The sequence below is a fragment of the Nostoc sp. ChiQUE02 genome (genome assembly GCF_034531305.2).
In the GTDB taxonomy this organism is placed as follows: Bacteria; Cyanobacteriota; Cyanobacteriia; order Cyanobacteriales; family Nostocaceae; genus Nostoc.
In genome coordinates, this window is record NZ_JAVRBN020000015.1 from 46,982 (window position 1) to 72,666 (window position 25,685).

The following is a 25,685-nucleotide window of genomic DNA, read 5'->3' on the forward strand; positions in this document are numbered from 1 at the left end:
AATAACTGGCTCAATTTTTTGCAAAATCCCAAATAGTCTTCCTCGCAGTTCCTGTCATGCCTCTATCAAATTCTGTCATTCGTTGCTATACACCTCCGACTTGCACGCTAGAAGTATTCGCGCAAAGCTCACCTCTGTCCCGTTGGATGGGGAAAACTGTCCTCAAACACCTAAGTTTTGAGCTACGTTTCGATGATCCCCGGCTACCAGAAGACCACAAAGTTCCAATTCGGGGCGATCGCGAACAACTCGAAGCTTTATGTGATGCCGTCACAAGCTACGTACAAGAATTCCTCCAACAGCCTCCAGAAAGCTTTTGGGTCAGTTTCTCCGGTACTCAGCAGTCAAGCACAGCACTGGATGAGCCGGAATTAAAGTCTTCAACAAAAACATTAAATTCATTTAGTAACCAGATTCCAGGGGCAAATATCCACTTAGAACCAAGCAGCTATTTAACTCACAATTTATTTCTCGGTTCTCTCGCCAATCACTCATCTGGCCCCGTAATTCAACTCAGTCTGCTGCAACTATTTGATTTAGCAAGTGCTTTAGATGAATACTCGACTGATGTCATGGCACTCCCAACTCTCAACAGCACGAGTTCGACTCTGAGGTTCCCTGCTTGGGCCCCTATTGCCGCAGTATTAGTATTAGGTGTAGGTTTTTTACCAGTTACTTGGCAATATGCTAACAACATTAGGGAAAAGCAACAGCAGACAGCTAAAACATCAGATCCAGCAGCGGTAAAGACTGCTCTAGAACCTTCATCCTCACTAAACTTTCCCACGCCTCAACCCGGACTTACCACTCCATTAGATAATTCGCTAGGTTCCACGCCTCCACTTCCTACATCTAGTTTACCCCAAGCTCCTTTAACAGCTCCTAGTTCCAGTTTATCTACAGCACCACCTCTACTTCCAAATACTTCACTCACAATACCTCAGGGCAAGACTTCAACCCTTCCCAATAATCGAGCGATGCCTCCGGCGAGCTTTGCTAACGCACCATCCAGCAAAATCCCAGGCCAGGAAATTGCCATATTACCAAATCTTGGACAGAACCCTACAGGGTCAAGTCCCCAATCTGGTGCTCTCCCTCAGCTGCGGAATTTGCCACCTAGACTATCTTCTAACGCAGGTAGCTTACCGACTAATATCTCACCAGTCTCTCCCCCGTCTCTTGACACCATACCCAATAATAATCGTGGCAATACCCTTACCAAACCCTCCTCACTAAGCTCACAACAGCTAGACGAAACAATCAATTCCTTACAGCAATCTTCTCCTGGGGAGAAACCTGCTTCACAACTTCCCTCCTCTAGAACTGCGGCGAATAATCCCTTTATCGATCAATTAGGGGACGGACGCAAACCCCCCACATCCACAGAAGTGGCTACTGGCACATTATTTGATACACCTCAAGTAGCAGAAGCTAGAGAATATTTAAGAAAGCGTTGGCAACCACCCACTGGACTAGGACAAACATTAGAGTACAGTTTGATAGTCAGTGTTGATGGCACAGTTGAACGAATTTTTCCCCTTAATAAGGCAGCCAGAGAATTCGTTGATAATGCTGGGATGCCTGAAGTTGGTAAACCTTTTGTTTCCGCCAATACACGCGGACAAAATGTCAGAATTCGAGTTGTTCTCAGTCCTGATGGCAAAGTACAAACTTTTCCAGACGAATAAGTAAACTAATCCGTTTAATGCCACTTGTAAAACTGGTACAAACCTTGTGCCAGTTTCTATTTAATCCAATTGCTCTTGAGCTTGCCTTTTGGAGTCCAGTTACCAAACTGGTCTTACTATTAATACCAGTAAAACTACCGCTCAATACAATCACTGTTAATACCAATTCTCCAAAATCAAACTATAGATACAAGTCTGGAAATCCAGATGAAATCTAACGCCTTCTTAATTACGTAGCTTGCTTATCGCTGGAGGCGAGTATTACGAATTGGTACAAATCACCCAGAGCAAAGGTAGGGAATATGCAAACAATTGGTTCTCAAAAAGACAGTGCAGCTTGGATTATTCAAACTTGGGCAGCTTTTATATTTTCTATTTCTATGACCACCTTCGGAATTGTAAACTTACCTGTTGATAGCTGGGTGAAAGGCTTTATGGGTATGGGTTTAGCTTTTTCTGTTGGCTCAACTTTTACTTTGGCGAAAACTACTAGAGACTTGCACGAAACTAGAAGATTAACCGCTAGGTTAGATGAGGCAAAAGTCGAAAAATTGCTTTCACAACACGATCCTCTCAATTTAAAATAAAGGCAGTCATACCAATTTTGGATTAAAAGGCATTACCAAAAAGCTGTTTCAGAAATATCAAACAATACTACCTTTTCCTACTTGATGTAATCTAGACATCAAAAATTAACTATATTACGAAAAACAAAAGGACTGGTATATCCAGTCCTTTACTGTATTAATTTAAAGTTTTTATCTTAATAACGGGATTTTTTGGTCTTTAACTTTTGCTTTTTACGCCGACGTTCGCTAGCAGCAACTGCCTGTTCTACTGGATAACCCACTACAGGAATTACCTGATATTTGCGCTCATCTTCTAACTTTTTCAGTTCAGTGTAATCAACCCAGTGAATGCAATCAACCGGACAAGTATCAATTGCTTCTTGGATAATTTCCTCAGCATCCCCATCTTGCCGAACCACGCGCGATCGCCCATAATCTGGTTCAATATAAAAGGTGTTACGCGCAACATGAGCGCAATGCTTACAACCAATACAGGTGATTTCGTCAACATAAACACCATTTTGGCGCAGCACACCACCCAATTCCGGTTCTAAACCAGAACGTCCTGGGGCATCCCGTAAAAAACCCCCTAATTCTGGTTCCAAACCGGAACGTTTGTCTTCTTCTTCCGGCGACGGCAGAAAATCAGCCATTACGCACTCCAGCGCTGTACTACCAGGCGAATTGAACCATCTTCATTTTTTTGTTGTTCAGAAACTTGAAAGCCAACACGAGCGGTTTCTTTGACAACTGTTTGATAAGCATAGCGCTGTGTTACCTGGCGCAAAAATCCGTCCACAGACAGGTCTTGTTGCCAATATTGCAAGTCAGCCACCAATTCATATTCTTTGCCATTCCATCTAAAACCGATGTCATAGCCATTTTCCTGCTCAATACTAACTTCCGCAGGATGGGTTTGACCGCGATAGCCACGGACTTCTCGTGGGCCGGGTTTCCAGTCTACGCCCAATTCAGTCAAAGCATCTTTCAAAGAATCAAGGTTACGGATTTGAGTCTTAATTTGGCTAAAGTGTGACATGGTGGTTGTGAATTAATTACACTAAACTACTGTGAAAACTTACCAATCGCTGTAAGTGGTATGTGTATTCGCCACATTAGATTGCTGCACCTTAGCAGCGAAATATTCTGAGGTTGGCTCATGATTAAGTACTTGCCCCAGCTGCGCCTCTATTGCTGCTGTAACCTCAGCGCAAGAAGCACCCACAATGCCAGTGACTTTCTCTTGTACCCGACCGTCTGGATAAATTATGAACTCTAATGTCTCCATTCTTTTGGCCAACCAGGATAAGTACGCTTAAATTGTACTGCCTTAGCAGAAGGCTACAAATATAGCCGTAGGAACATTTTTACTTAGATACAAACTTGCCATTTGTTAACTAATGTTCCATTTTTCAACACATATATCTCAGAATCTTTACAAAACTTATTAAGATTATAAGCACACACATCAGTATTTAGTTAGTTTCTCTTAACCTCATTGATTAGTCAAGGTAACTACTGGAGTTAGCTAAGTAAGCTGCAAAAGTCCTAAAGATAAGCATTAGAGGTACTATAGCCAGCAAGACAATTCACAAAAATATAAAATTTCTTGAAAAACTTTATTATTACCGTACGATCTAGTTTATTGTCTTAAGATTTTTCAGGAAGGTTTGATGCAGCGCAGTGTCAGCCTACAGCAAGATAGTGAGGTATACCTACGTAGGCATAGCATTAGGTCTTTGATTAATAACTTTAGCTTGCATTGAGTGTAAAGAGATTTTGAGACTGCGATCGCTATTTTCTGCCATTGGTGAGATTTACCAACCTCAACTCTAGACAGTTAAAGACAGTTAAATATGTACAATTTTGCCCCAGCTTGGGAGAAAGAGCAAGTAGTCTTTGGTGCTGCGCGGCCTGGATACACTGACAATAATGTTCAGGATTGGATAGAATTCATGAAGCGCCAAAATATCAAGCGTGTTTGCTGTCTTCTTGATGAACAACAGCTAGCTTTTTACTCCGATCTTCTAAACACATACAAACAGGAATTTGGGAATCAACTAGTTTGTTGGGCACCAATTGCAGATTTCCATTTATCTGATTTAGAAACCCTCACACAGAAAATACTTCCTTTCTTAATAGAAGCTGATAAACAAAATGAGAAAGTTGTTGTACACTGTTCTGGTGGAATTGGACGTACTGGACATATATTAGCGGCATGGCTAGTTAGTGTCCGAGGATTATCAAATCAAGCTGCAATAAATGCTGTCAAAAGAACAGGTAGAAATCCCTATGAAGCTGCGTTAGCGAAGCTTACCGAAGGTATCGCTGCTGTATTTAGAGGTAGAAATCCCTTGACAGTTGTAAAAGAACTTAACGTGCTTCTGAATGATTGCCGTCTAGCAGTGGATAAAACATTTTGAGTTTACTATTATCTTGTTTAATCAGTCCTTTGCGAGGTAAATTCTATGGCAATGGTTCTAGATAGAGTAGTTCCTTTTGGGAGGTCAATGGATGAATATATAAAAATATTCAATTTAACAAATACAGATTTAAATAAAAAAATCATTGGGATTGGGGATGGCCCAGCAAGCTTCAATGCAGAAATGACACGTCAGGGTAAAAGTGTAGTTTCTGTTGATCCACTGTACCAATTCTCCGATAATGAAATATTGCAAAGATTTAATGAAGTGGTAGATAACATTATTAACCAAGTCAAGGCTACATCAAATGATTGGGTATGGAGCTATCATAAATCTCCAGATGATTTGCGACACAATCGAGTGAAAGTTATTCAAGAATTTCTGTCTGATTATGAAACTGGCAAAAAGAGCAACAGATACACAGTCGGTGAATTGCCAAAATTGGCATTTAATAATCAAGAATTTGATATAGCCCTTTGTTCACATTTATTATTTTTATATTCAGATCATCTCGATTACGATTTTCACTTAAATTCAGTAGGTGAGATGTTGCGTGTTGCTAAAGAAGTCAGAATATTTCCCCTGATAACTTTAATGTGGAAACATTCACAACATTTAGATGAAATTGTCAAATATTACACTTCAATTGGTTATAAGGTAGATATTGAAATGGTTGAATACGAACTACAGCCTGGTGGAAATAAAATGTTGAAGATAACGAAAGATTTTATATAATTCGTATTCATAGAGAATTAGTATAACCATTAGGCTGGAATTTCATAACCATCAGGTGTATAAGATTATTAGGCATATTATTCTGCAAACATTTCAGTTAAGGTATCTAAAACTGCTTTTTGTTCATCAGAGTCAATCTGACCTAGCTTTTTGACTAATCGAGTTTTATCAACTGTACGAATTTGATCTAGAACTATTTGCCCATCCTTACCCTGAAACTGACAAGCAACACGAGTCGGATAAGATTGTCCTTTAGTTGTCATTGGAGCAACAATAACCGTGGCAATATATTTATTCATCTCATCTGGTGAAATTACTACACAAGGTCTTGTCTTCTGAATCTCACTGCCAATCGTTGGGTCGAGGTTAACCAAAAACACATCAAATCGATTGACTACCACTCCCACTCTAGATGCTCCCACTTTGTAGTTACGCCATCATCGAGCAGTGCATCGTCATGTTGCTTCGCCATTCTTGCAAATGCTTCATCCCACCCCTGACGCGATTGAGAGGCAGCACGGACAATTAGTTGACAATCTTGAATTTCAATTTCTACCTCTTCACCAATACCACTTTGTTCTAGCAGAAGTTTAGGAATGCGGATACCTTGAGAATTCCCGATTTTAACGATACGGGTTCTAATTGCTGTCCCCATGAGGATACTTATTCTTGATTGTAATTACATTGTGGCTACCAATGAGAGTTTTGTCAACAAGCGCTCAATTTTTCAATAATTTTTAATGCGTAGGCGTAGCCAGCCGTAGGCATCGCTCTTAAAAATTACCAGATGCGATCGCTTTGCTGGTATATGTTTAATATGCTCCAGCCTAGCCCCTTGTAGTTACTAGTCTTTAGGTCGTCTCAGAGTCATCCAGTGCTTCACCAAGGGTCTGCTGTGCAGCGTGACGGATATGAAGAACACGCACTGTCGATATTTCTTGCCCTGCCAAAATTGTGAAAATTATTCGGTATGAGTTACGTCCTCGACCGTAAAGTATCTGGCGAATTTCTTGGCTAAAATAATCATTTTCTCTAGCTAGAGAACATCGGCTTGGCATTTGCGATAAAGACTCAATGACTTGTAGTAATCCTGCACACCACAGACTTGCCCTTTCTGGAGAAGTAACTTGAGATAACTGCAAAAATGCGCTGTCTGCTTCTGCTTCAGCTACACTAGAGATTTCAATGCGGTATTTCATAAATCGGCTGGCAGATTATACTTGCGACGTTGCTCGTCAGCAAAATCATCAAATGAACGGAATCTACCTGCTTCAAAGTCTTCTAATCCTTGCTGAATACCCTTAATAGCTGCTTCTGAGTCTTGCACCTCCCACTCTAGGACAGCCTCTAGCAATTGTGTTGCAACGAAACTAACGTCTTGTCCTTGCTGTGCAGCTTTCTCGCGCAGTCGTGCTTCTAATTCTGGGCTTAGGGAAACAACGATCGCCATAATCGGATATTTTGCGGAAGGTTTATAGATATGATTTTATTTCAGAATATCTGATAAAGCTGCGTAGGCGTAGCCAGCCGTAGGCATCGCTCTTAGCAGAACTACTTATGCTGTCACCATTGATCGTACTGAATCAGTGGATGCTGGCTCAAAATGTAACACCATAATTTGCTCTGGGCGTAAACCGACAGATTCATAAGTGCGGCCAGAGCGATCGCTAAATTCAACCTCAAATGCAGCACCGCCAGCTAATAATTCTACTACAGTACCAACTTGACCACGGTACAGGTTGTATTCAGGCAGATCAACTGTCAGTGCTAATACATCCAGCAACTTGATTGGACTTTTAGTCATCTTGTATAACTTCCAGATATTACAGAGGATAGCAGGTTGTTAATCTTGGGGTATTAGAACTATTTTCGATAATCCAAGCACGGCGAATCGTTACACTTTTTACTTAATCACTTTTTGGGTCATAAATTCCAAGTGTAATGCGAATTTTTTTAGCTCTCTCTAAATTAGTATTTACCAAATCAATTGGCGACTTGAAAACACCATTTGAAAGACAAATTAGTTCACTGGTAGCTTCTACCATATTATTTTTTGAAGGTAATTTAAATAGTTTTGAAATAGTTCTGTAACCTGGTATCAAATAGATTTGAGCATTCAGACGTGATGAGAGTTTCCTTAACTCTTGTGAGGCTTTATTTTCAAGTTCATTGCCAGCATATCCTGGATTTGAATAAATATTTGCATATTCGATTAAAGCAAAAGCGATATCGGCTACAGTTTTTCTAAATTCTTGAATAGGCTCGATAATAAACTTGAGTACTAATTGTCCTAAAATGAATACAAATACCCCTGAAATAATAGTCATAAATATCTCCATTACTAAAATAAAATTATTCATGAAAAATTTTTCATTTTAAACAAAATAGGATTTTTATGAGAATAATCGCTGTAGATAATCTGCCAACTATTACTTGCTAACTCCTGCTCAGAAACTGATAAATCGATAGTTACACCAATCTTATTCGCACAAAATCGATATGCGTCTATAAAACATCTATCAAACTCGTTATAGTTGACTTTTGCTAAGACTCTGATTCGATTCTTTTCTTGTGCCTCAAGAATACTATTGATAAATCCTCAAAAGAACCTTGCACACAAAAATGCTACTAAGCCTTGCCATCCTACTGAGTACCATCCGAACACAGTAAGTCCTATCGAAATTATTCCAAATGTCCCAATAGAGTTGAATATCACACCTAAATTCACGACATAATCAATAGATTTACTCCTAATATGCATTCCACGCATAATTGCTGGGAAAAGGAGAACATTTATAAAAATTATAATGGGTGAAATTTGCACTGCAAATAATATAAATCCCAAAAGATATGCAATAGCTTCAGGCGCTTTATCCATACCTTCAGCTATCTTTAAAACCTTATGTGGACGATACTTCGGATAAAGTCTTGCGAGTAAGCTAAAAGCATAGCTCATCGGGAAGCTGATTGGCATTACTCCAGGTGTGTAAATTGTCATACTTAATTATTAATACTGCTATATTAAAGGTTTAAGTTATTACATATCGCGCTTCTTGGAATTTCCCGGTAAAAAAACTATCCTTCATCCTCATCACCTAGAAAAATAAAGCATAGTTAACCTTTACAGCCATCAGCCACAGTAGAATCACTATGAATACACAACCAATAAACCAACCTATCCGCGTCGGAGTCATGAGTTTTGACGGACTAGGACGGCAGCCGCTAAGGTACTTTACTTATCTTGCTAATAATTTAAATACTGACTGCAAATTTACTTGATTATCACTTGGCGATGCCCAAGCTGCTTAGAATAGTAGTGATAGAGAGGATTGTAATTATGAGCGTCGTCATTCCTAACGAAATATTAACCGCAACTCGGATGACTGAAGGCGAAATGAAGCAGGAAATTGCAGTGATGCTCTTTCAAAAAGAAAAGTTAACCCTAGCTCAAGCCAGTCGGTTTGCAGGTATGAATCGTATAGCATTTCAGCATCTACTCGCAAGTCGTCAAATTTCAGTGCATTATGGGGTCGAGGATTTTGAACAAGATATAAAGAACTTGCGGGCGATGGGTAGACTGTGATCATTGTCAGTGATACTTCACCCATTAATAACCTCGCCGCCATTAACCATCTTCATTTACTACAACAGCTTTATGGAACAGTCCTAATTCCTGAAGCTGTCTACCGAGAACTGACTGATCCTAACTTTCCAGTTGCAGGTGCAATTGAAGTCCAAACTTCTATCTGGATTCAAACTCGTCCAATTCAAGATCGAACATTGGTTGAAGCACTCAGCAATGAACTGGATATTGGTGAAGCTGAAGCGATCGCTCTAGCGTTGGAAATGAAAGCAGAGCAGGTTTTGATTGATGAACGTCGTGGCCGCACGGTTGCAGCTAGGCTAAATCTTGGTTACACAGGGATTTTAGGGATCTTGGTTGAAGCTAAAAGCCAAAGGCTGATTTCTGCTGTGAAACCTTTGTTAGATGCTCTGATTAACCAAGCAGGATTCTGGGTGGCAGAACCTTTATATAAGAGGGTTTTGCAGCTTGTTGATGAAAATTAAATGCAGCATAGACTTTATAACTGAGCAGCAGTAGGCACTCTAAAAATTTTTCACCTATTAGTTCTCTTAGCAAGTGTTTGCGGTTAATTTGTCAGTGATACTTTGCCCGTCAATAACCTTGTCGCCACCCTACTGAGTTTTCTTTTACTCTGATTCAAATTTCCGCCAGAAGTCTATTGACTTCTAGCAAATCTATTGAGAAGCTAATAGTTAGATTTACTAATTAATAGAAGTGCATCAAACTTGTGACAATACTGACGGGAAAAATAAATCGATCGCAACCTGCTAGCGAACCAAAACCGTTGATTCTGGAAACTCAGGGACTCACACGCCGTTTTGGGAAGTTAACCGCAGTTAATAACCTGAGCATATCTGTAGAACAGGGCGAAGTTTTTGGACTGCTTGGTCCCAATGGTGCAGGGAAAAGTACGGTTATTAAGATGTTGACAACCTTACTGCCTATCAGTGCAGGGAAAGCAACCTTAGCTGGCTATGACGTGGCTCGTCAATCTAATCCTGTGAGACGGGCTATCGGCTATGTACCCCAGGCGCTCTCTGCTGATGGTAGTCTCACTGGTTACGAAAATCTCTTAATCTTCGCCAAGCTATATGGAATACCTGCCAAAGGACGCGATCGCCGCATCTATGAAATTTTAGAATACATGGGTTTGCAAGATGCAGCGAAACGCTTGGTACGAAACTACTCTGGTGGGATGATCCGCAAGCTGGAAATCGGCATATCAGTTCTACATCAACCCCAAATTCTGTTTCTTGATGAGCCGACTGTCGGATTAGATCCCATCGCTCGAACTCAAGTATGGCAGCTTGTACTACAATTCTCTGCTGATTATGGCACAACTATATTTTTAACAACCCACTTTTTAGAAGAAGCGGACAGCTTATGTAACCGAGTGGCGATTATGCAGCAAGGTGAAGTTGTTACCACAGGTTCACCGAGTGACTTAAAAGCTTCTTTAGATAACCCAAATGCAACTTTGGATGATGTCTTTATTCACTATACAGGCGACCAATTAACATCAGGAGTGAACTACCGTGACACAGCAAGAACCAGACGTACTGCTCAACGGTTGGGTTAAATCACCACCCACTGTCCGAGTAAATTTGATCTCTGCAATTAAAGAGCTAGTTACAAAAACCCTGGCGATCGCAGAATTAGAAATACGTAAACTCCGCCACGATCCCACTGATTTAATAGTTCGAGCTGTACAACCAGCATTATGGCTGCTAATCTTTGGACAAGTTTTCGCCCGGACTCGTGCGATTCCAACAGGCAACTTACCCTATTTAGACTTCATTTCTGCTGGCATCTTGGCTCAGAGTATTTTGTTTGTGGCAATCTTCAGTGGTGGAATGACCCTAATCTGGGAGCGAGATTTAGGGATTGTACATAAATTTCTAGCTAGTCCTACACCCCGTGTAGCGATGGTGTTGGGCAAAGGTCTAGCATGTGGGGTACGGTGCTTATCTCAGGTAATATTCATTTACGGATTGTCATTTTTATTAGGTGTCAAACCAAATCCTCATCCCCTAGCTATTCTCCAAGTACTGCTGCTAGTCATAATGGGGGCGGGAACATTTTGTATTTTTTCATTAATTATTGGCTGTTTAGTGAAAAGCCGAGAAAGGATGACGGGTATTGGACAATTGTTAACCATGCCGTTATTTTTTGCTAGCAATGCCATCTATCCGATCTCGTTGATGCCCAGTTGGTTAAAGTTCATTTCCCATTTAAATCCGTTGACTTATCTGGTTGACGGGTTACGTAGCACCATGCTGTTAAACGGCACTAGCATCTATGGCTTTGGTCTGGATTGTACAATTCTCTTATTCACATTAATAATTTTGGCCATCCTTGGTGGAAAACTTTATCCACGGGTGGCCATGTAACTAGGAGAACAACAAGCCCATGACCTTGGATAAACCTAATCAAGGTGCAACTTCCGAAGAATGTGCCGCTAGAGTAATGGAGACAGTTCCATTAGTGATGCGGTTTATCCGAGCGGATATGCGTGCCCATAGTGCCGCTTTTTTATCTATACCTCAGTTGCGATCGCTAGCATTTATCAACCGCAATCCTGGTGCTTCATTATCTGACTTAGCAGAGCATTTAGGTGTCACCTCTGCCACGGCATCAGCAACCATAGAACGCTTGGTACAACGGGACTTCGTGAAACGGATTGCTCATCCTCAAGAGCGGCGCCGGGTGCTGCTTAATTTAACTGAAGATGGAAAACACCATCTCAAGCAATCCCAAGATCAAACTCGCGCTCATATTACCGACTTGCTGAAAGGTCTTTCAGAAGACCAAATTTCCAACATTGAAGAAGGCTTAACTCTACTAAAAAATGTCTTCGAGAAAACAGAACTCAAAGCCCCATAAATTTGAGGTTGCACAACACGATCCCTTTGCAGCCTTTAAGTTTCGAGACTATCGGCTATTTACCATTGGACGGCTGGTGCTGTTCGTGGGGTCGCAAATGCAAACTGTAGCGATTGGCTGGGAACTCTATGAACGGACTAACTCAGCGATCGCTTTAGGTGGTGTAGGACTGGCGCAAGTCCTACCGATGATTATTCTCACCTTAATTGCCGGAGATGTTGCCGATCGCCGTGATCGCAAAGTGACCATGTTACTCTCGGTAATGTTGCTAGCCCTCTGTTCCCTAGCTTTAGGGGTACTTTCCTATACTCAAGGGGCAATTTTTCTAATTTACGCCTGCTTAGTATTAACAGGTGTCGCTAGGGCATTCCTCAAACCTGCCAGTGATGCTCTGATGTGGCAATTAATACCTGTCACCGCTTTTACCAATGCGGCTACCTGGAATAGTAGTAGCTTTCAATTGGCTGCTGTTATTGGCCCAGCCTTGGGGGGATTCGGGATTGCACTGTTAGGAAGTGCTACAGGAGTTTATGTATTAGCAGCGATCGCAGCTTTACTGTGTTTTATTTTAACACTGGCGATCAAACAACAAAAAGTCATTCGCGCAACTGAGCCAATTTCATTTAAAGCACTTGCAGCCGGTGCTAAATTTGTTTGGCAGAATCAGTTGATTTTAGCAGCGATCACATTAGATATGTTTGCAGTATTGTTGGGTGGTGCGATCGCGTTGCTACCCATCTTTGCCAAAGATATTTTACATGTCGGACCGGTGGAGTTGGGATATCTACAAGCAGCACATTCCATTGGTGCTTTGACTATGGCGATTACCCTGGCGTATTTACCACCGTTACGTAAAGCAGGCCCAGCCTTATTATGGTCAGTGGTTGGCTTTGGGGTTGTAACAATTATCTTTGGACTTTCTCGTTCCTTTTGGCTGTCTATGTTGATGCTGATCCTTGGTGGTGCACTAGATAGTATTAGCGTTGTGATTCGACATACATTAGTTCAAATCAGAACACCAGATCATTTACGTGGTCGGGTTGCTGCTATTAATAGCGTGTTTATTAGTGCCTCGAATGAATTGGGTGGCTTTGAGTCAGGCTTGACTGCGGCTTTATTTGGCCCGGTGATTTCCGTTGTGGGTGGTGGGATTGGCACAATTTTCGTGGTGATTGCTACAGCCATAATTTGGCCGGGAATTGGTAAGTTAGGAGCTTTGCAGGAGTATAAATAAATGATCAAGTCATAGCTACTACTAAGTCTTCTATAAATAACAAAAATCCCCCCCTATGCAAAAGCTACAAGATTGTGATTGTTATCTCTTGCTGGGGTAAGATTTTTGAAAGAGTGAAAGTTGCACATCGCGTAATTAAAAGATAGACAAACCCAGAGTTTTAGGATTATGTCTAAGTTCAATTCACCCTTAAAGTTATACAATTGCCATTAAGCAATTGGGCTACCACTGCCACTACCACTACCACCAAAACTTGGTATATCGCCTCCAGTTGGAATACCATACTTAGAAGGATCAAAGCTGCCTTCAGTTGGGATACCATACTTAGAAGGGTCGAAGCTGCCAGCCGTTGGAATACCATAGCTACCCAAATTAAAGCTGCCTTCGGTTGGGATACCATACTTAGAAGGGTCGAAGCTGCCAGCCGTTGGAATACCATAGCTACCCAAATTAAAGCTGCCTTCGGTTGGGATACCATACTTAGAAGGGTCGAAGCTGCCTTCAGTTGGTATGCCATACTTGGCAAAGTCGAAGCTTCCATCTGTTGGTATGCCAAACGCGCCTCCAGGTGCGAACGGATCGCTGAGGTTGCCAGGATAAAGACTATCAAAAGCGTTACTAGGAAAAGAATTTGCATCAATTGCCATTAGAGTTAATCCTCCTATTAGGACATAAATTTTGCGTAGTCAAGAAATGTCAAGAAGGTGCAATTAAGCTTCCTTCATAACTTTTTTGTTTTTTTAATTGCTAATCTTGAGTTTTTCAGACTGAATTACAGAGTGTTTCCATAAAATTTACTAACTAAAACAGACCTGTAATTAACCCTAGTTGCCTGAAGAAAATATATAAAAATTAATTGATTTTTACAATGAAAAATTTTTAGATGCTTGTGTCAAATCTTTAGATGCTTTTTGTACTGTAATTTGCAGGGTAAACTCATTTAAATTTGTATAAATAGGACTTGACAAATGGGCATCATGAGTAAAAAGACAGCATTGCTGTCTTTGAAAAGTTCAAGGAACTGATTATTCGTATACCTCAAAAAGTACCTGGAGGAAGAGAGTAACAAATCTGTTTCTTACCTTCGGCGGATGTTAAAGAACTACTGACAGTAGCTCAAAAATTTTTCTAAAAGTCGTACCAAGCATTCATTACATTCATTTTAGTTAGAGGATACAATTCGCTAGAATCCTTTTATACGAAGTTCCTATGAAGATGCAATGTACTTAATGTTTATTCAACGAACTCCATAATCATACACAGAAGCAAGCTACGTGTAGCATCCCATTGGCGCAGCCTTTTGTAGAGAAGAGAAAGAAGAGATATTTTTTAAATTATTTTGGGCAATTTTGGAGAAAATTGGTAATATTAGTTACCACAATTGCATGGCAGGTGCTTAAGATTGGCTCAAAGCAATCTTAGTTATGATGGTAGATATAAGCCCTGTTTCTGAGCCTCAGTGTTGAATAGTAGATCGTTTTTATAGGTGAGCATTATGAGCAATAACCTTCCAGCAGACGCTGCAAAAGGTTTTAACTTAAGCGAGACTTCGATGAATAAAGAGTCGCCTTTTGTGGAAAGTGACGGATTGCTCTTGTATAAAGAAGAGTGCAAGACTCCAGAATTCTTAAACTCATCCTTTTGCATACATCTATTTGGTGAACGAGTCGTCGTAGATCACTATGTACTGTTGTTTCCTGATTCAGAAACTCTCACAGACTACGCTAAGACTCTGGTCAACTATGATGCCAAAATCACGGAAGGGCCAGGAAAATGGCCTGATAATTTTTGTCCGGAGCAAAACCTATTGCCCGAAGATGCTAGCATGTACTTTCTTTCAGCCTTAATGCCGTCAGGCATGATTTTGGTACTGCTTGCGCCTAACGCGCCACATGAACAGATCGCTAACTTATTCCAAGAGCAAGGTTTTAATACTGTCCATCACGTTGCCATTCTTGTTGATGATATCTATGCAGCAGCAGAGATGTGGCAGAAGAAGGGCTTTCTTCCTCTGTCTATGACTCCTCAAGATGATGGTTCCTTATGCCAATGGTTTTTCCGCAACTGGGCAGGCCAAATTATAGAGCTAATCTGCCGCCAATGGATGGGTAAAGAGACTTTTTCCTGTGAGAATATCGCTGGTTTACGCCTTTCCGAATTGGCAGCCTAAACTTGTCAAGTATGCCCTCCGAGACGGTGGTTAGCAGCTTGCAGTAACAGAGATTCTGCAAAAGCGATCGCGTCACTAGCAGATTTACCACCAGCTAATTGCGCTAATTCTTCGCGACGAGTGGTTAAATTATCCAAGGTAGTAACTCTGACAACAGTACGTTGTTCAGCGTTGTCATTGTTGGCTTTTTTACCTTTACCTTGATTGATAGTTTGCTTATCTACACGGAAATGACGATCAGCCATTGCTGCAACTAATGGCTGGTGGGTAACACATAATACTTGGTTACGTTGACTTAGCTGGTGTAATTTTTCAGCGATCGCTTGGGCGACTCTTCCCGAAACCCCAACATCAATTTCATCAAAAACCATTGTCCCAGCCACGTCAACCTGAGAAAAACAAGCTTTCAGCGCCAGTAAAAAGCGGCTCATTTCCCCGCCAGAGGCAACTTCCGTTAAAGGTTGCAGTGGTTCTCCAGGGTTGGAACTAAATGTAAAAGTAATTTTATCTGCTCCCATAGCAGTTGGGAAAGCTGGTAATATTTCAACCAGAAATTTCACCTTTTCCATCGCTAGGGGCTTGAGTTCAGCGATCAAACGTGATTCTAAATTAGCAGCCGCCTTACTTCGTAGTTGAGTTAACTGATAACTTGCTTGGGTAAGTTTTTCAAAACACGCCTTTTCTTGCTGTTCTAACTTTTCGATAGATTGTTCGCTGTCGTTAAGTTGGGATAATTCCCCTTGAATACGTTGGTAATAAGCGATCGCTTCTGTAAGTGTCGGCCCATACTTACGACAAATTTGCTTTAATTCCTGAATCCGTTCTTCTACCTCTTCCAACCGCTGCGGATCGGCTTCCAATCCATCCCCATAGGCATTAATCTGCCTTCCCACTTCCATTACCGCAGCTTGCGCGTCCCGCACCAATTCCAACAGGGATTGCAGTTGGGTATCGTATTCCACCATGTCATTTAATGTCGTCTCACTGTCTCCCAATAAATCTGCTGCGGCGGGAGTTTCATTATCGTTTTGATACAAAGCCTGATAAACCTTGTAACTCATTTGTTGCAAATCGACGACATGATTTAGGCGTTCCCGTTCTTGTCCCAACTGTTCCAATTCATTAGGTTCGTTGAGGTTGGCTGCTCCTAATTCTTGCACTTGATAGGTGAGCAAGTCGAGTTGTTGCAATCGTTCCCGTTCTGAAGTCCGGCGTTTTTCTAGTGCTAAATGCGCCTGTTGGTAAGCACTGAAGCTCGTAGCAACTTTATGGCGCTGCTGCATTAGAGAGTCACCGCCATATAAATCCAACCAGTCGCGGACTTGGGCAGATTGTCCAACTTGCACGGTTTGACCTTGGGCCGTGATTTCCACTAAGCGATCGCGCATTCCTGCCATGATCTGCCGATTTACCAACACGCCATTCACCCGCGATCGACTGCGAATATTACTAGCAGTGGCTGTGATTTCTCGGCTAATAACTACGGAGTTTTCATCAAGCAAATCTATTTCTTGTTCGGTCAACCAAGCAGCTAGGGGGGCGTTTGAGGTGAAAGTAGCTTCTACCAATGCCCGACTTGTCCCCGTGCGAATGACTCTACTAGAGACTTTACCGCCCAAAGCGGCATCAATGGCATCCAAGATAATCGATTTTCCAGCGCCGGTTTCACCTGTTAACACATTTAGTCCCGCGCCAAATTCCAATTCCAGTTGGTCAATTAGAGCAAAGTTTTCAATTCGCAGGCAAAGCAACATCAAGCCAAATTCTCCATGAGGGCAGATGCCGGATATTTCTAACTTACAAGACAATAAGTCTCATCTTTCAGCAACTAGCAATACCTACTACTATTGAACTAGTATGCCCGTTTAAGTGTAACAAACCACTGGGTACTGGCGACTGGGTAGTCGAAAAGAATTATTTTAATTCTAATGCCTAATGGCCTATGCCCAATCCTTCAACATATTGTTACAATACTTAATGTGATCGTTCTGACTGGTGGCCTTCTTCATGATTGTTAAGACACTTCCCCCTAGTTCCCGACCGATTCAGGAGGACAGTCGCAACGGCACAAATCGCCGAGGCGAACTGGACGTTATTGATGTAGTACCAGAAAGTGGTACACCAAGTTTAGTTGTGCGTAGGCATAGCCCGTCGCAGACATCGCCAAGACTCTTAGCAGCCCAACAGTTGAGGACAACAGCCCAACCTGAGACGCTTTACGATCCCGTAGGTATAGCGGCGCATTACCAAAACAGACCCCTGCAAGTTCTGCGGCGGATTTTCGCCGTGTTGGGGCCGACTCTATCCTTTGCTTTCGGGTTGTGGTCGGATAGTAAACGGGGAATTGTCGTCAAAAATGATCGCCGTCGAGCCACTCAGCTACGAGTATTGCTGACCCAATTAGGACCTGCTTACATCAAAATTGGACAAGCTTTGTCTACCAGACCGGATCTGGTTCCTCCCGTATACCTAGAAGAATTAACTAGGCTACAAGACCAATTACCGCCTTTTCCCAACGAAATTGCTTACCAGTTTATCAAAGAAGAACTAGGTGCACCTCCAGAAGAGGTTTACGCCGAACTCTCGGCCCAGCCAATTGCTGCGGCTTCATTGGGACAAGTTTATAAAGGTAAGCTAAAAACTGGTGAAGAAGTCGCTGTTAAAGTTCAACGCCCCGACTTAAGAGAGGGGATCACCATTGACTTGTATATCTTGCGTAACCTTGCCGCTTGGGTGCAGAAAAAAGTCAAACGGGTAAGAAGTGACTTAGTTGGGATTCTCGATGAATTAGGCGATCGCATCTTTGAAGAGATGGACTACATCCACGAGGGTGAAAATGCCGAACGATTTTTCGAGTTATATGGTCATATTCAAGACGTATACGTACCGAAAATTTACTGGGAATACACCAATCGTCGCGTCTTGACGATGGAGTGGATTAACGGCACCAAATTAACCCAGACAGAAGAAATTAGCGCCCAAGGTATAAATGCTCGTTACCTAATTGAAGTGGGTGTGCAGTGTTCCCTACGCCAGTTGCTAGAACATGGATTTTTCCACGCCGATCCCCACCCTGGTAATTTGTTAGCAACACCAGATGGCAAATTAGCTTATCTCGACTTTGGGATGATGAGCGAGATTAAGCCACCTCAGCGTTATGGTTTGATTGAAGCGATCGTCCACGTCGTTAACCGCGACTTTGAAGGTTTAGCAAAAGACTACGTTAAGTTAGATTTTTTATCACCAGAAACTGATTTAACACCAATTATCCCAGCTTTTGCCAGAGTCTTTGCTGATGCCCAAGGAGCCAGTGTTGCCGAACTTAACATTAAAAGTATCACCGATGAACTATCGGCTTTGATGTATGAATATCCTTTCCGTGTACCGCCATACTATGCCTTAATTATTCGCTCCCTCGTGACGCTCGAAGGTATTGCAATATATATAGATCCCAACTTTAAAGTTCTTAGCGAAGCTTATCCCTACGTTTCCAAACGTCTGTTAACAGACCCAGCACCCCAATTAAGAGCATCATTGCAAGATTTACTATTTAAAGATGGGAGATTTCGCTGGAATCGCTTAGAAAACTTGTTACGTAATGCGCGTAACAGTCAAGACTACGATTTCAACTTAGTGCTGAATCAGGGTATAGAATTTTTGGCATCTGAACGCGGTGCTTTCATTCGTGACAAGCTGGTAGATGAATCTGTTAACGGACTCGATGCTTTAGGTAAAAATGTTTTGCATAACTTCACTTACCTACTGCGGGAACGCGTAGGGTTGACAGCAGTTAATGAAACTCCGGCGGCAACAGTTGAACAACAACAAACCTTGGAGCATATCAAACGTATATTAGGTATTCTTCGAGAAACACGAGGCTTTGACCCAGCACAACTTGTGCCCCGAATTGCCCAGTTATTGGTAAATTCCGATGCACAGCGATTGGGTCAACAAATTGCCAACCGCTTCACGCAAAAGGCTGTAGCCAGGTTAATTCGGCAATTATTGGCATCTTAGTAAAAGTTATGAGTTAAAAAGTTTCATTAACTCATAGATCGTTCATTCTAGCACCTATATAACCCAACTTTTCCAACTTTTCTAAGACCTTAGTTGCACTTTGGGCAATACTTTCTAGGTTAGTTTTGCATTCGACTTCCGGACGGAGTGGTATTTCATAAGGATCATCAATCCCAGTGAAGTGCTTAATCTCCCCGGATCTTACTTTTTTATATAAACCTTTTACGTCTCGCTGTTCACAAACTTCTAATGATGCATTAACGTAAACTTCAATGAAATCTTGGATATTTTGGCGCACTTCTTCCCGAATTTCACGGTACGGTGAAATAGCTGAAACCAATACAATTACATTATTTCTAGCAAGAAGGTGAGCCACAAAGCCAATGCGGCGAATATTTTCTTCTCGATCCTGTTTACTGAAACCTAACCCTTTACATAGGTTTTGACGTACCGCATCGCCATCCAGAACTTCAACTGTGTATCCCTGTATCCGCAGTTCCTTCTCCACGAATTGACAGATAGTAGTTTTACCTGCACCACTTAGACCAGTAAACCATACTGTCACACCACACTCTTGTTGTCTCATCTTAACCTCCGCCGTACACTTCAAATGGCACAACAAAAAAAGCTTTTTTGGGGAATTTTAGGTCAAATAGAAATTTGATTTTTCTAACCCTTTTTTAGCAGGAATTTCAGGCGTTGCTTGGCAACTCGTGTCAGCCTTGCTACTTTTACCTCTAATTATTTCGAGCAAAAAAATCGCACTTACACGTATCTTGGCTCAATATTTAATACAGTAGCTGGCAATGTCCCAGATGGGCTATACTTACGAGTTTTCTCAAGCCTAACAACGGTCTTTGCGCCTACATAATCTTCTGATCCAGGTTTCAACTTATTGAAGTTTTGACCAAATTTTGTATTCAGTATATATACAGATTTGTTTTATATAAAAAGTCTTTATTATAACAACACAGGGTCTGGCAAATAAGACTCACAACTAGGACATTGTAAAGAAAACAAGGTTCGTCGTGAGCGATTTATCGCTCAATTTTAAGGGCTAGAGCCACTAATTTTATACTCAACTCAGTCCAAATTTGACCAACAAAATTTGAAATTTAATTCAACTTATTTATGTTAGCCACCTCTACCACTACTGCCCCGGAAGAGAATAACTTAATTCAGTGTGATGCCGACCAGGGATTTATCTCCTGGCTAAGTCAAGCCGGAGGCTCAGTTGCCATCACCACCTACCAAGCTGGAAAACTGGCAGTTGTGGGCTGGAATGGACAACAAATTACCATGCTGTTACGCCAATTTTCCAAACCAATGGGATTGGCAGTTCATGGTTCACGACTGGCACTGGCTAGCCATCACGAAGTCTATTTATTAGCCAATGCAAAAGCATTAGCTTATGAGTATTTAGAAGACCAGCCCGGACGCTACGATGCCCTCTACCTACCACGGATGGCATACTTCACAGGCGACCTCAACATTCACGACCTGGAATTTGGCAGGGAAGGGCTGTGGATTGTCAACACTCGCTTTTCCTGTCTTTCTGCCTTGAGTCCAGACTTTAGCTTTGTACCGCGCTGGCATCCCAAGTTTATTTCTCAAGTAGTGCCAGAAGACCGCTGCCACCTGAATGGGTTAGCGATGGTGGATGGCAACCCCAAGTATGTGACTGCTCTCGGTGCGACGGATACCGTCGGGGGATGGCGACCAGGTAAAGCCAACGGTGGGGTCGTGGTGGAAGTAGAGAGCAATGAAATTATTTTAGATGGATTATCAATGCCCCATTCTCCAATCTGGCATGACGGGTTTTTGTGGTTACTCAACTCTGGTGCTGGGGAAGTATGGCGCATTCATCCGGAATCAGGAGACAAACAAGTAGTCTGTGTACTCCCTGGATTTCTGCGGGGGTTGTGCTGCGTGGGGTATTACGCCCTAGTCGGACTTTGCCAAATTCGGGAACGGCATATTTTCGGAGGGTTGCCCATTACCCAACGATTTGAGCAGTTGCTCTGTGGCATAGCAGTCGTAGATTTGCGAAATGGGCAGCACGTAGGGATGTTGAAGTTCACCACAGGCTGTCAAGAACTTTATGATGTGCAGTTTCTTGCTGGTGTGCAGCGTCCGATGGTTTTGAATCAGGAACGAAAAGAAATCCGCCAAGCATTTACTGCACCAGAGTTGAACTACTGGCTCCGACCAAGTGCGGTGATTCCTAATGACTAAGGAGTCTGCCCTAATCAGACCGTAATTGTTGAAATCAAATTTTTAGTTTTTTAGAGGTTTTTCATGGCTGAATTCCAGGTTAATACTGAGACCAATAGTAATCAAAATAACTCCACGGTAGCAATTGATGCAGATGGGAATTTTATTATCTCCTGGCAAAGCTTTGGTCAGGACGGGTCTGGCTATGGGATATATGCCCAGCGCTACAACAGTGCTGGGGTGGCTCAAGGGAGCGAATTTAAAGTTAATACCTCCATCACCAACGACCAAAGTAACCCCACAGTAGTGATGGATGTAGACGGAGACTTTGTCATTTCCTGGGTTAGCGATGGTCAGGACGGGTCTGGCAATGGGATATATGCCCAACGCTACAACAGTGCTGGGGTGGCTCAAGGGAGCGAATTTAAAGTTAATACCTCCACCAGCGGCGATCAAATCAACCCTACAATAGCGATAGATGCCACTGGGGACTTTGTCATTTCCTGGCAAAGCCAAGACGGGTCTGGCACAGGGATATATGCCCAACGCTACAACAGTGCCGGGGTAGCTCAAGGAAATGAATTCAAAGTCAATACTTATACCGCCGACAATCAAAGTAACCCCAAAGTAGCGATGGATGCCGCTGGGGACTTTGTCATTTCCTGGCAAAGCTATTATCAGGACGGGTCTTACTATGGGATATATGCCCAACGCTACAACAGTGCTGGGGTAGCTCAAGGGAACGAATTTAAAGTCAATACCACTATCAGCAAATCACAATCGAACCCCACACTAGCGATGGATTCAGATGGGGACTTTGTTATTTCCTGGCAAAGCCTTAATCAAGACGGTTCTGGCTATGGGATATATGCCCAACGCTACAATAGTTCTGGGGTAGCTCAAGGGAACGAATTTAAAGTCAATACTTACAACAGCAACGATCAAAAGAACCCCGTAGTAGCAATAGATACAGATGGGGACTTTGTCATTTCCTGGAGTAGCTATGGTCAGGACGCATCTTATGATGCGATATATGCCCGACGCTACAACAGTGCCGGGGTAGCTCAAGGGGACGAATTCCAAGTCAATACCTTTACCACCAACTATCAATCTAACCCCACAATAGCTATTGCTAAAGATAATAACTTTGTCATTTCCTGGCAAAGCATTAATCAAGACGGGTCTGGCGATGGGATATATGCCCGACTATACAAAAACAGTGGGGTTCCCCCGACCATTACCTCTGGTTCTGCCTCTGCCTTGGCATACATCGAGAACGCCACTACGGCCATTGACTCAGGTATCACCGTCAGCGATGTGGACTCCCCTAACCTCTCCAGTGCCACTATCAGCATTAGCAGTGGTTTTGTCTCTGCTCAAGATACCCTCGCCTTTACCAACCAAAATGGGATTACGGGCAGCTACAACAGCAGCACAGGCGTTTTAACCTTAACTGGCAGTTCCACCCTTGCTAATTATCAAACCGCACTGCGTTCCATTACTTATACCAACAGCAGTGATAACCCCACTACCACACCTCGTACCGTCAGCTTTCTAGTTAATGATGGGACTGCTAATAGTACCGCTGTTACCCGCAATATTAATATTACAGCGGTAAATAATGCCCCCGTTGGTACTGCTACCAACTCTGCCCTGGCATACACCGAGAACGCCACTATAGCAATTGACTCAGGCATCACTGTCAGCGATTTAGATTCCGCTAACCTCTCCAGTGCCACCGTCAGCATTAGCAGTGGTTTTGTTTCTGCTCAAGATACCCTCGCCTTCACCAACCAAAATGGGATTACGGGCAGCTACAACAGCAGCACAGGCATTTTAACCTTAACTGGCAGTTCTACCCTTGCTAATTATCAAACCGCACTGCGTTCCATTACTTATACCAACAGCAGCGACAGCCCCACCACTACACCTCGTACCGTCAGCTTTGTCGTCAATGATGGGACCGCTAATAGTACCGCCGTTACCCGCAATATTAATATCACAGCGGTGAATGATACTCCCGTCGCTGTTAACGACAGTATCACCACAAACAAAAATACACCCATTATCATTAGCGCTACTACTCTGTTAAGCAATGATACAGATGTAGATGTCAGTGACGTATTGAGCATTAATAGCTTCACCCAACCTAGTCAAGGAAGCTTAGTTAACAACAACAACGGTACTTACACTTATACCCCTGTCGGAAACTATTATGGCTCCGACAGCTTCACTTATACGATAATTGATGGTCGCGGAGGCAGTAGCACTGCTACTGTCAACTTGACCATTAATGAAGTCACAAATGCGAATAATGGCACTTCCGGTGCAGACAACCTGACTGGTACGGTGAACATGGATATCATCTCAGGATTGCTGGGCAATGACACGCTCAACGGACTAGGTGATAACGACACTCTTGATGGCGGCGATGGAAATGATTTCTTAGATGGTGGTACAGGAACTGACAGTCTCATTGGTGGTAAAGGCAATGACACTTATACTGTGGACAACATCGGCGACACTATTATTGAATCCGCCAGTGCAGGCACAGATTTAGTCAAGTCTTCGGTGAGTTGGGTGTTGGGAAATAACCTGGAGAACTTAACCCTGACTGGAACAGAAGCAATCAATGGTACTGGTAACAGCCTTAATAACATCCTCATAGGAAATACTGGCGCTAACATCTTGAGCGGAGAAGGTGGTAATGATAGCCTATTTGGTAGCTCAGGCAATGACATCTTGTTGGGCGGTGCAGGTAATGACACCTTAGATGGAGGTGCAGGAGCTGACAGTCTTGATGGTGGAGCAGGTAATGACATTTATACTGTAGACAACATCGGCGATACTATTACTGAAGGCTTAAATGCAGGCACAGATTTAGTCAATTCTTCGGTGAATTGGGTGTTGGCAAATAACCTGGAGAAGCTGACTCTGACTGGAAGCGGGGCAATCAATGGTACTGGTAACAGCCTTAATAACATCCTGATTGGAAATACTGGCGCTAACACATTGAATGGAGTTGATGGCAATGATAGCCTGATTGGTGGGGCAGGTAATGACACCTTGTTGGGCGGTGCAGGTAATGACACCTTAGATGGAGGTGCAGGATCTGACAGTCTTGATGGTGGAGCAGGCAATGACATTTATACTGTAGACAACATCGGCGATGCGATTATTGAAGGCTTAAATGCAGGCACAGATTTAGTCAAGTCTTCGGTGAGTTGGGTGTTGGGAAATAACCAGGAGAACTTGACCCTGACTGGAAGCGGGGCAATCAATGGTACTGGTAACAGCCTTAATAACATCCTCATAGGAAATGCTGGCGCTAACACATTGAATGGAATTGATGGTAACGATAGCCTCTTTGGTAGCTCAGGTAATGACACCTTGTTGGGCGGTGTAGGTGATGACACTTTGGATGGAGGTGTAGGGACTGACAGTCTTGATGGTGGAGTCGGCAATGACATTTACACTGTAGACAACCTGAACGATGCGATTATTGAAGGCTTAAATGCAGGCACAGATTTAGTCAATTCTTCAGTGAGTTGGGTGTTAGGAAGTAACCTGGAGAACTTGACCCTAACTGGAAGCGGGGCAATCAATGGTACTGGTAATAGCCTTAATAACATTCTCATAGGAAATACTGGCGCTAACACGTTATCAGGAGAAGATGGCAATGATAACCTCTTTGGTAACTCAGGCAATGACACCTTGTTCGGTGGTGCAGGTGATGATTTACTAGCTGGTGGAATTGGTCGAGATGTGCTGACTGGTGGACTTGGGCGAGATAACTTCAATCTGGCTGATACCCGCACTGGAGGCTATGATATTATTGCTGATTTTACTGTTGGAGATGATACTATCTTCGTTTCCAAGACAGAATTTGGACTTAGCCAATCTCAGAATACTACACTCGATTCCAACTTGTTCCGACTTGGGACTAGTGCGACAACAGCAAGCGATCGCTTTATCTACAATCAAAGTACGGGTAACCTATTCTTTGATAAAGATGGGGTTGGTGGTACAGCACAAGTTCAGATAGCCCAGTTATCGAATCAGGCACTGCTTACTAGTGCAGATATTACTGTGATTGCCTAACGAAAGCTAACTATAGCAAGCATTGATAGATTACCCAGTAAGAGACAGATCAACTCTTGCTGGGT

28 protein-coding genes are annotated in these 25,685 nt (G+C 42.6%); 15 read left to right on the forward strand and 13 right to left on the reverse strand.

The features are described from left to right. The first annotated feature begins 56 nt into the window (after nt 1–56). The gene (locus tag RM347_RS17145; RefSeq protein ID WP_322717608.1) at nt 57–1,688 is read left to right on the forward strand and encodes a DUF4335 domain-containing protein; all 1,632 of its coding nucleotides are present in this window, start codon (nt 57–59) and stop codon (nt 1,686–1,688) included. Between the two features lie 302 nt (nt 1,689–1,990). Next, on the forward strand, nt 1,991–2,275 hold the full coding sequence (locus tag RM347_RS17150; protein ID WP_322717609.1) for a YiaA/YiaB family inner membrane protein: 285 nt from the start codon (nt 1,991–1,993) through the stop codon (nt 2,273–2,275). Nucleotides 2,276–2,451: 176 nt separating this feature from the next. Here RM347_RS17150 and RM347_RS17155 read toward each other — a convergent pair whose 3' ends face one another. From RM347_RS17155 to RM347_RS17165, 3 genes are read right to left on the reverse strand one after another with little or no spacing between them, the layout of a single operon-like run. Continuing rightward, the gene (locus RM347_RS17155) at nt 2,452–2,910 is read right to left on the reverse strand and encodes a ferredoxin (RefSeq protein ID WP_322717610.1); all 459 of its coding nucleotides are present in this window, start codon (nt 2,908–2,910) and stop codon (nt 2,452–2,454) included. Beyond that, complete coding sequence (locus RM347_RS17160) at nt 2,910–3,296, reverse strand: DUF1257 domain-containing protein (protein ID WP_012406942.1); 387 nt, start codon at nt 3,294–3,296, stop codon at nt 2,910–2,912. The genes RM347_RS17155 and RM347_RS17160 overlap by 1 nt, the downstream gene beginning before the upstream one ends. A gap of 39 nt (nt 3,297–3,335) precedes the next feature. Next, nucleotides 3,336–3,545: a DUF2997 domain-containing protein gene (locus tag RM347_RS17165; protein WP_012406943.1), complete on the reverse strand. Its 210-nt coding sequence runs from the start codon at nt 3,543–3,545 to the stop codon at nt 3,336–3,338. Nucleotides 3,546–4,113: 568 nt separating this feature from the next. Here RM347_RS17165 and RM347_RS17170 point away from each other — a divergent pair. Together RM347_RS17170 and RM347_RS17175 are read left to right on the forward strand one after the other, a co-directional pair. Beyond that, nucleotides 4,114–4,680 carry a protein-tyrosine phosphatase family protein gene (locus RM347_RS17170; RefSeq protein ID WP_322717611.1) on the forward strand — a complete coding sequence of 189 codons (567 nt, stop codon included), beginning with the start codon at nt 4,114–4,116 and terminating at the stop codon, nt 4,678–4,680. 45 nt (nt 4,681–4,725) lie between these two features. After that, the gene (locus tag RM347_RS17175) at nt 4,726–5,415 is read left to right on the forward strand and encodes an SAM-dependent methyltransferase (protein WP_322717612.1); all 690 of its coding nucleotides are present in this window, start codon (nt 4,726–4,728) and stop codon (nt 5,413–5,415) included. Between the two features lie 77 nt (nt 5,416–5,492). Here the strand turns inward: RM347_RS17175 and RM347_RS17180 are convergent, their stop codons facing one another. The 7 genes from RM347_RS17180 to RM347_RS17210 form a co-directional block, all read right to left on the reverse strand. Further along, nucleotides 5,493–5,837, reverse strand: coding sequence for a type II toxin-antitoxin system PemK/MazF family toxin (locus RM347_RS17180; RefSeq protein WP_322717613.1), 345 nt, complete (start codon nt 5,835–5,837; stop codon nt 5,493–5,495). Beyond that, entirely contained in the window at nt 5,810–6,070 is a 261-nt protein-coding gene (locus RM347_RS17185) for an AbrB/MazE/SpoVT family DNA-binding domain-containing protein (RefSeq protein ID WP_322717614.1), read from the reverse strand. The genes RM347_RS17180 and RM347_RS17185 overlap by 28 nt, the downstream gene beginning before the upstream one ends. A 196-nt stretch (nt 6,071–6,266) precedes the next feature. After that, nucleotides 6,267–6,614: a type II toxin-antitoxin system RelE/ParE family toxin gene (locus RM347_RS17190; RefSeq protein ID WP_322717615.1), complete on the reverse strand. Its 348-nt coding sequence runs from the start codon at nt 6,612–6,614 to the stop codon at nt 6,267–6,269. Beyond that, complete coding sequence (locus RM347_RS17195; RefSeq protein WP_322717616.1) at nt 6,611–6,865, reverse strand: hypothetical protein; 255 nt, start codon at nt 6,863–6,865, stop codon at nt 6,611–6,613. Before RM347_RS17195 ends, RM347_RS17190 begins: the two co-directional genes overlap by 4 nt. A gap of 105 nt (nt 6,866–6,970) precedes the next feature. Further along, entirely contained in the window at nt 6,971–7,219 is a 249-nt protein-coding gene (locus RM347_RS17200; protein ID WP_322717617.1) for a DUF4926 domain-containing protein, read from the reverse strand. Nucleotides 7,220–7,322: 103 nt separating this feature from the next. Then, a complete protein-coding gene (locus RM347_RS17205) occupies nt 7,323–7,775 on the reverse strand; it encodes a hypothetical protein (RefSeq protein WP_322717618.1) in 453 nt (150 codons plus the stop codon). Nucleotides 7,776–8,014: 239 nt separating this feature from the next. Further along, on the reverse strand, nt 8,015–8,413 hold the full coding sequence (locus RM347_RS17210) for a hypothetical protein (RefSeq protein WP_322717619.1): 399 nt from the start codon (nt 8,411–8,413) through the stop codon (nt 8,015–8,017). A 152-nt stretch (nt 8,414–8,565) separates the two neighbouring features. Here RM347_RS17210 and RM347_RS17215 point away from each other — a divergent pair, with 152 nt between their 5' ends. The 7 genes from RM347_RS17215 to RM347_RS17245 all read left to right on the forward strand — a co-directional run bounded on the left by RM347_RS17215 (nt 8,566) and on the right by RM347_RS17245 (nt 13,118). Continuing rightward, complete coding sequence (locus RM347_RS17215; protein WP_322717620.1) at nt 8,566–8,694, forward strand: hypothetical protein; 129 nt, start codon at nt 8,566–8,568, stop codon at nt 8,692–8,694. Between the two features lie 58 nt (nt 8,695–8,752). Further along, a complete protein-coding gene (locus RM347_RS17220) occupies nt 8,753–8,998 on the forward strand; it encodes a UPF0175 family protein (protein ID WP_196521128.1) in 246 nt (81 codons plus the stop codon). Next, complete coding sequence (locus RM347_RS17225) at nt 8,995–9,483, forward strand: DUF3368 domain-containing protein (RefSeq protein WP_322717621.1); 489 nt, start codon at nt 8,995–8,997, stop codon at nt 9,481–9,483. Before RM347_RS17220 ends, RM347_RS17225 begins: the two co-directional genes overlap by 4 nt. Nucleotides 9,484–9,728: 245 nt before the next feature. Then, nucleotides 9,729–10,580 carry an ABC transporter ATP-binding protein gene (locus RM347_RS17230; RefSeq protein ID WP_322717622.1) on the forward strand — a complete coding sequence of 284 codons (852 nt, stop codon included), beginning with the start codon at nt 9,729–9,731 and terminating at the stop codon, nt 10,578–10,580. Then, nucleotides 10,537–11,391: an ABC transporter permease gene (locus tag RM347_RS17235; protein WP_322717623.1), complete on the forward strand. Its 855-nt coding sequence runs from the start codon at nt 10,537–10,539 to the stop codon at nt 11,389–11,391. The genes RM347_RS17230 and RM347_RS17235 overlap by 44 nt, the downstream gene beginning before the upstream one ends. 19 nt (nt 11,392–11,410) lie before the next feature. Further along, nucleotides 11,411–11,884, forward strand: a complete 474-nt coding sequence (locus tag RM347_RS17240; RefSeq protein WP_012410989.1) for a MarR family winged helix-turn-helix transcriptional regulator — start codon at nt 11,411–11,413, stop codon at nt 11,882–11,884. Beyond that, nucleotides 11,850–13,118, forward strand: coding sequence for an MFS transporter (locus RM347_RS17245; protein ID WP_322717624.1), 1,269 nt, complete (start codon nt 11,850–11,852; stop codon nt 13,116–13,118). The genes RM347_RS17240 and RM347_RS17245 overlap by 35 nt, the downstream gene beginning before the upstream one ends. A 209-nt stretch (nt 13,119–13,327) precedes the next feature. Here RM347_RS17245 and RM347_RS17250 read toward each other — a convergent pair whose 3' ends face one another. Next, a complete protein-coding gene (locus RM347_RS17250) occupies nt 13,328–13,765 on the reverse strand; it encodes a hypothetical protein (RefSeq protein ID WP_322717625.1) in 438 nt (145 codons plus the stop codon). An 848-nt stretch (nt 13,766–14,613) separates the two neighbouring features. Between RM347_RS17250 and RM347_RS17255 the strand changes: the two genes are divergently transcribed. Further along, nucleotides 14,614–15,288, forward strand: coding sequence for a VOC family protein (locus RM347_RS17255; RefSeq protein ID WP_322717626.1), 675 nt, complete (start codon nt 14,614–14,616; stop codon nt 15,286–15,288). 5 nt (nt 15,289–15,293) lie between these two features. On the opposite strand, the gene recN is transcribed toward RM347_RS17255, so the two are convergent. Next, a complete protein-coding gene (gene recN / locus RM347_RS17260) occupies nt 15,294–17,042 on the reverse strand; it encodes a DNA repair protein RecN (RefSeq protein ID WP_322717677.1) in 1,749 nt (582 codons plus the stop codon). Between the two features lie 253 nt (nt 17,043–17,295). On the opposite strand from recN, the gene RM347_RS17265 reads away from it, so the two are divergent. Next, on the forward strand, nt 17,296–19,305 hold the full coding sequence (locus RM347_RS17265; RefSeq protein ID WP_322717627.1) for an ABC1 kinase family protein: 2,010 nt from the start codon (nt 17,296–17,298) through the stop codon (nt 19,303–19,305). A 31-nt stretch (nt 19,306–19,336) separates the two neighbouring features. Here the strand turns inward: RM347_RS17265 and cysC are convergent, their stop codons facing one another. Then, entirely contained in the window at nt 19,337–19,891 is a 555-nt protein-coding gene (gene cysC / locus RM347_RS17270; RefSeq protein ID WP_322717628.1) for an adenylyl-sulfate kinase, read from the reverse strand. 545 nt (nt 19,892–20,436) lie between these two features. Between cysC and RM347_RS17275 the strand changes: the two genes are divergently transcribed. Together RM347_RS17275 and RM347_RS17280 are read left to right on the forward strand one after the other, a co-directional pair. Beyond that, nucleotides 20,437–21,540, forward strand: coding sequence for a TIGR03032 family protein (locus tag RM347_RS17275; RefSeq protein ID WP_322717629.1), 1,104 nt, complete (start codon nt 20,437–20,439; stop codon nt 21,538–21,540). A gap of 63 nt (nt 21,541–21,603) precedes the next feature. After that, on the forward strand, nt 21,604–25,620 hold the full coding sequence (locus RM347_RS17280) for a beta strand repeat-containing protein (protein ID WP_322717630.1): 4,017 nt from the start codon (nt 21,604–21,606) through the stop codon (nt 25,618–25,620). Nucleotides 25,621–25,685: the final 65 nt, after the last annotated feature.

Coding starts and splice junctions, on each gene's coding strand:
- RM347_RS17170 (WP_322717611.1), top strand. CDS start 4,114: ATGTACAATTTTGCCCCAGCTTGGGAGAAAGAGCAAGTAGTCTTTGGT.
- RM347_RS17185 (WP_322717614.1), bottom strand. CDS start 6,070: ATGGGGACAGCAATTAGAACCCGTATCGTTAAAATCGGGAATTCTCAA.
- RM347_RS17145 (WP_322717608.1), top strand. CDS start 57: ATGCCTCTATCAAATTCTGTCATTCGTTGCTATACACCTCCGACTTGC.
- RM347_RS17215 (WP_322717620.1), top strand. CDS start 8,566: ATGAATACACAACCAATAAACCAACCTATCCGCGTCGGAGTCATGAGT.
- RM347_RS17210 (WP_322717619.1), bottom strand. CDS start 8,413: ATGACAATTTACACACCTGGAGTAATGCCAATCAGCTTCCCGATGAGC.
- RM347_RS17255 (WP_322717626.1), top strand. CDS start 14,614: ATGAGCAATAACCTTCCAGCAGACGCTGCAAAAGGTTTTAACTTAAGC.
- RM347_RS17150 (WP_322717609.1), top strand. CDS start 1,991: ATGCAAACAATTGGTTCTCAAAAAGACAGTGCAGCTTGGATTATTCAA.
- RM347_RS17275 (WP_322717629.1), top strand. CDS start 20,437: ATGTTAGCCACCTCTACCACTACTGCCCCGGAAGAGAATAACTTAATT.
- RM347_RS17245 (WP_322717624.1), top strand. CDS start 11,850: ATGTCTTCGAGAAAACAGAACTCAAAGCCCCATAAATTTGAGGTTGCA.
- RM347_RS17175 (WP_322717612.1), top strand. CDS start 4,726: ATGGCAATGGTTCTAGATAGAGTAGTTCCTTTTGGGAGGTCAATGGAT.
- RM347_RS17280 (WP_322717630.1), top strand. CDS start 21,604: ATGGCTGAATTCCAGGTTAATACTGAGACCAATAGTAATCAAAATAAC.
- RM347_RS17190 (WP_322717615.1), bottom strand. CDS start 6,614: ATGAAATACCGCATTGAAATCTCTAGTGTAGCTGAAGCAGAAGCAGAC.
- RM347_RS17250 (WP_322717625.1), bottom strand. CDS start 13,765: ATGGCAATTGATGCAAATTCTTTTCCTAGTAACGCTTTTGATAGTCTT.
- cysC (WP_322717628.1), bottom strand. CDS start 19,891: ATGAGACAACAAGAGTGTGGTGTGACAGTATGGTTTACTGGTCTAAGT.
- RM347_RS17240 (WP_012410989.1), top strand. CDS start 11,411: ATGACCTTGGATAAACCTAATCAAGGTGCAACTTCCGAAGAATGTGCC.
- RM347_RS17205 (WP_322717618.1), bottom strand. CDS start 7,775: ATGAATAATTTTATTTTAGTAATGGAGATATTTATGACTATTATTTCA.
- RM347_RS17165 (WP_012406943.1), bottom strand. CDS start 3,545: ATGGAGACATTAGAGTTCATAATTTATCCAGACGGTCGGGTACAAGAG.
- RM347_RS17200 (WP_322717617.1), bottom strand. CDS start 7,219: ATGACTAAAAGTCCAATCAAGTTGCTGGATGTATTAGCACTGACAGTT.
- recN (WP_322717677.1), bottom strand. CDS start 17,042: ATGTTGCTTTGCCTGCGAATTGAAAACTTTGCTCTAATTGACCAACTG.
- RM347_RS17195 (WP_322717616.1), bottom strand. CDS start 6,865: ATGGCGATCGTTGTTTCCCTAAGCCCAGAATTAGAAGCACGACTGCGC.
- RM347_RS17220 (WP_196521128.1), top strand. CDS start 8,753: ATGAGCGTCGTCATTCCTAACGAAATATTAACCGCAACTCGGATGACT.
- RM347_RS17160 (WP_012406942.1), bottom strand. CDS start 3,296: ATGTCACACTTTAGCCAAATTAAGACTCAAATCCGTAACCTTGATTCT.
- RM347_RS17265 (WP_322717627.1), top strand. CDS start 17,296: ATGATTGTTAAGACACTTCCCCCTAGTTCCCGACCGATTCAGGAGGAC.
- RM347_RS17155 (WP_322717610.1), bottom strand. CDS start 2,910: ATGGCTGATTTTCTGCCGTCGCCGGAAGAAGAAGACAAACGTTCCGGT.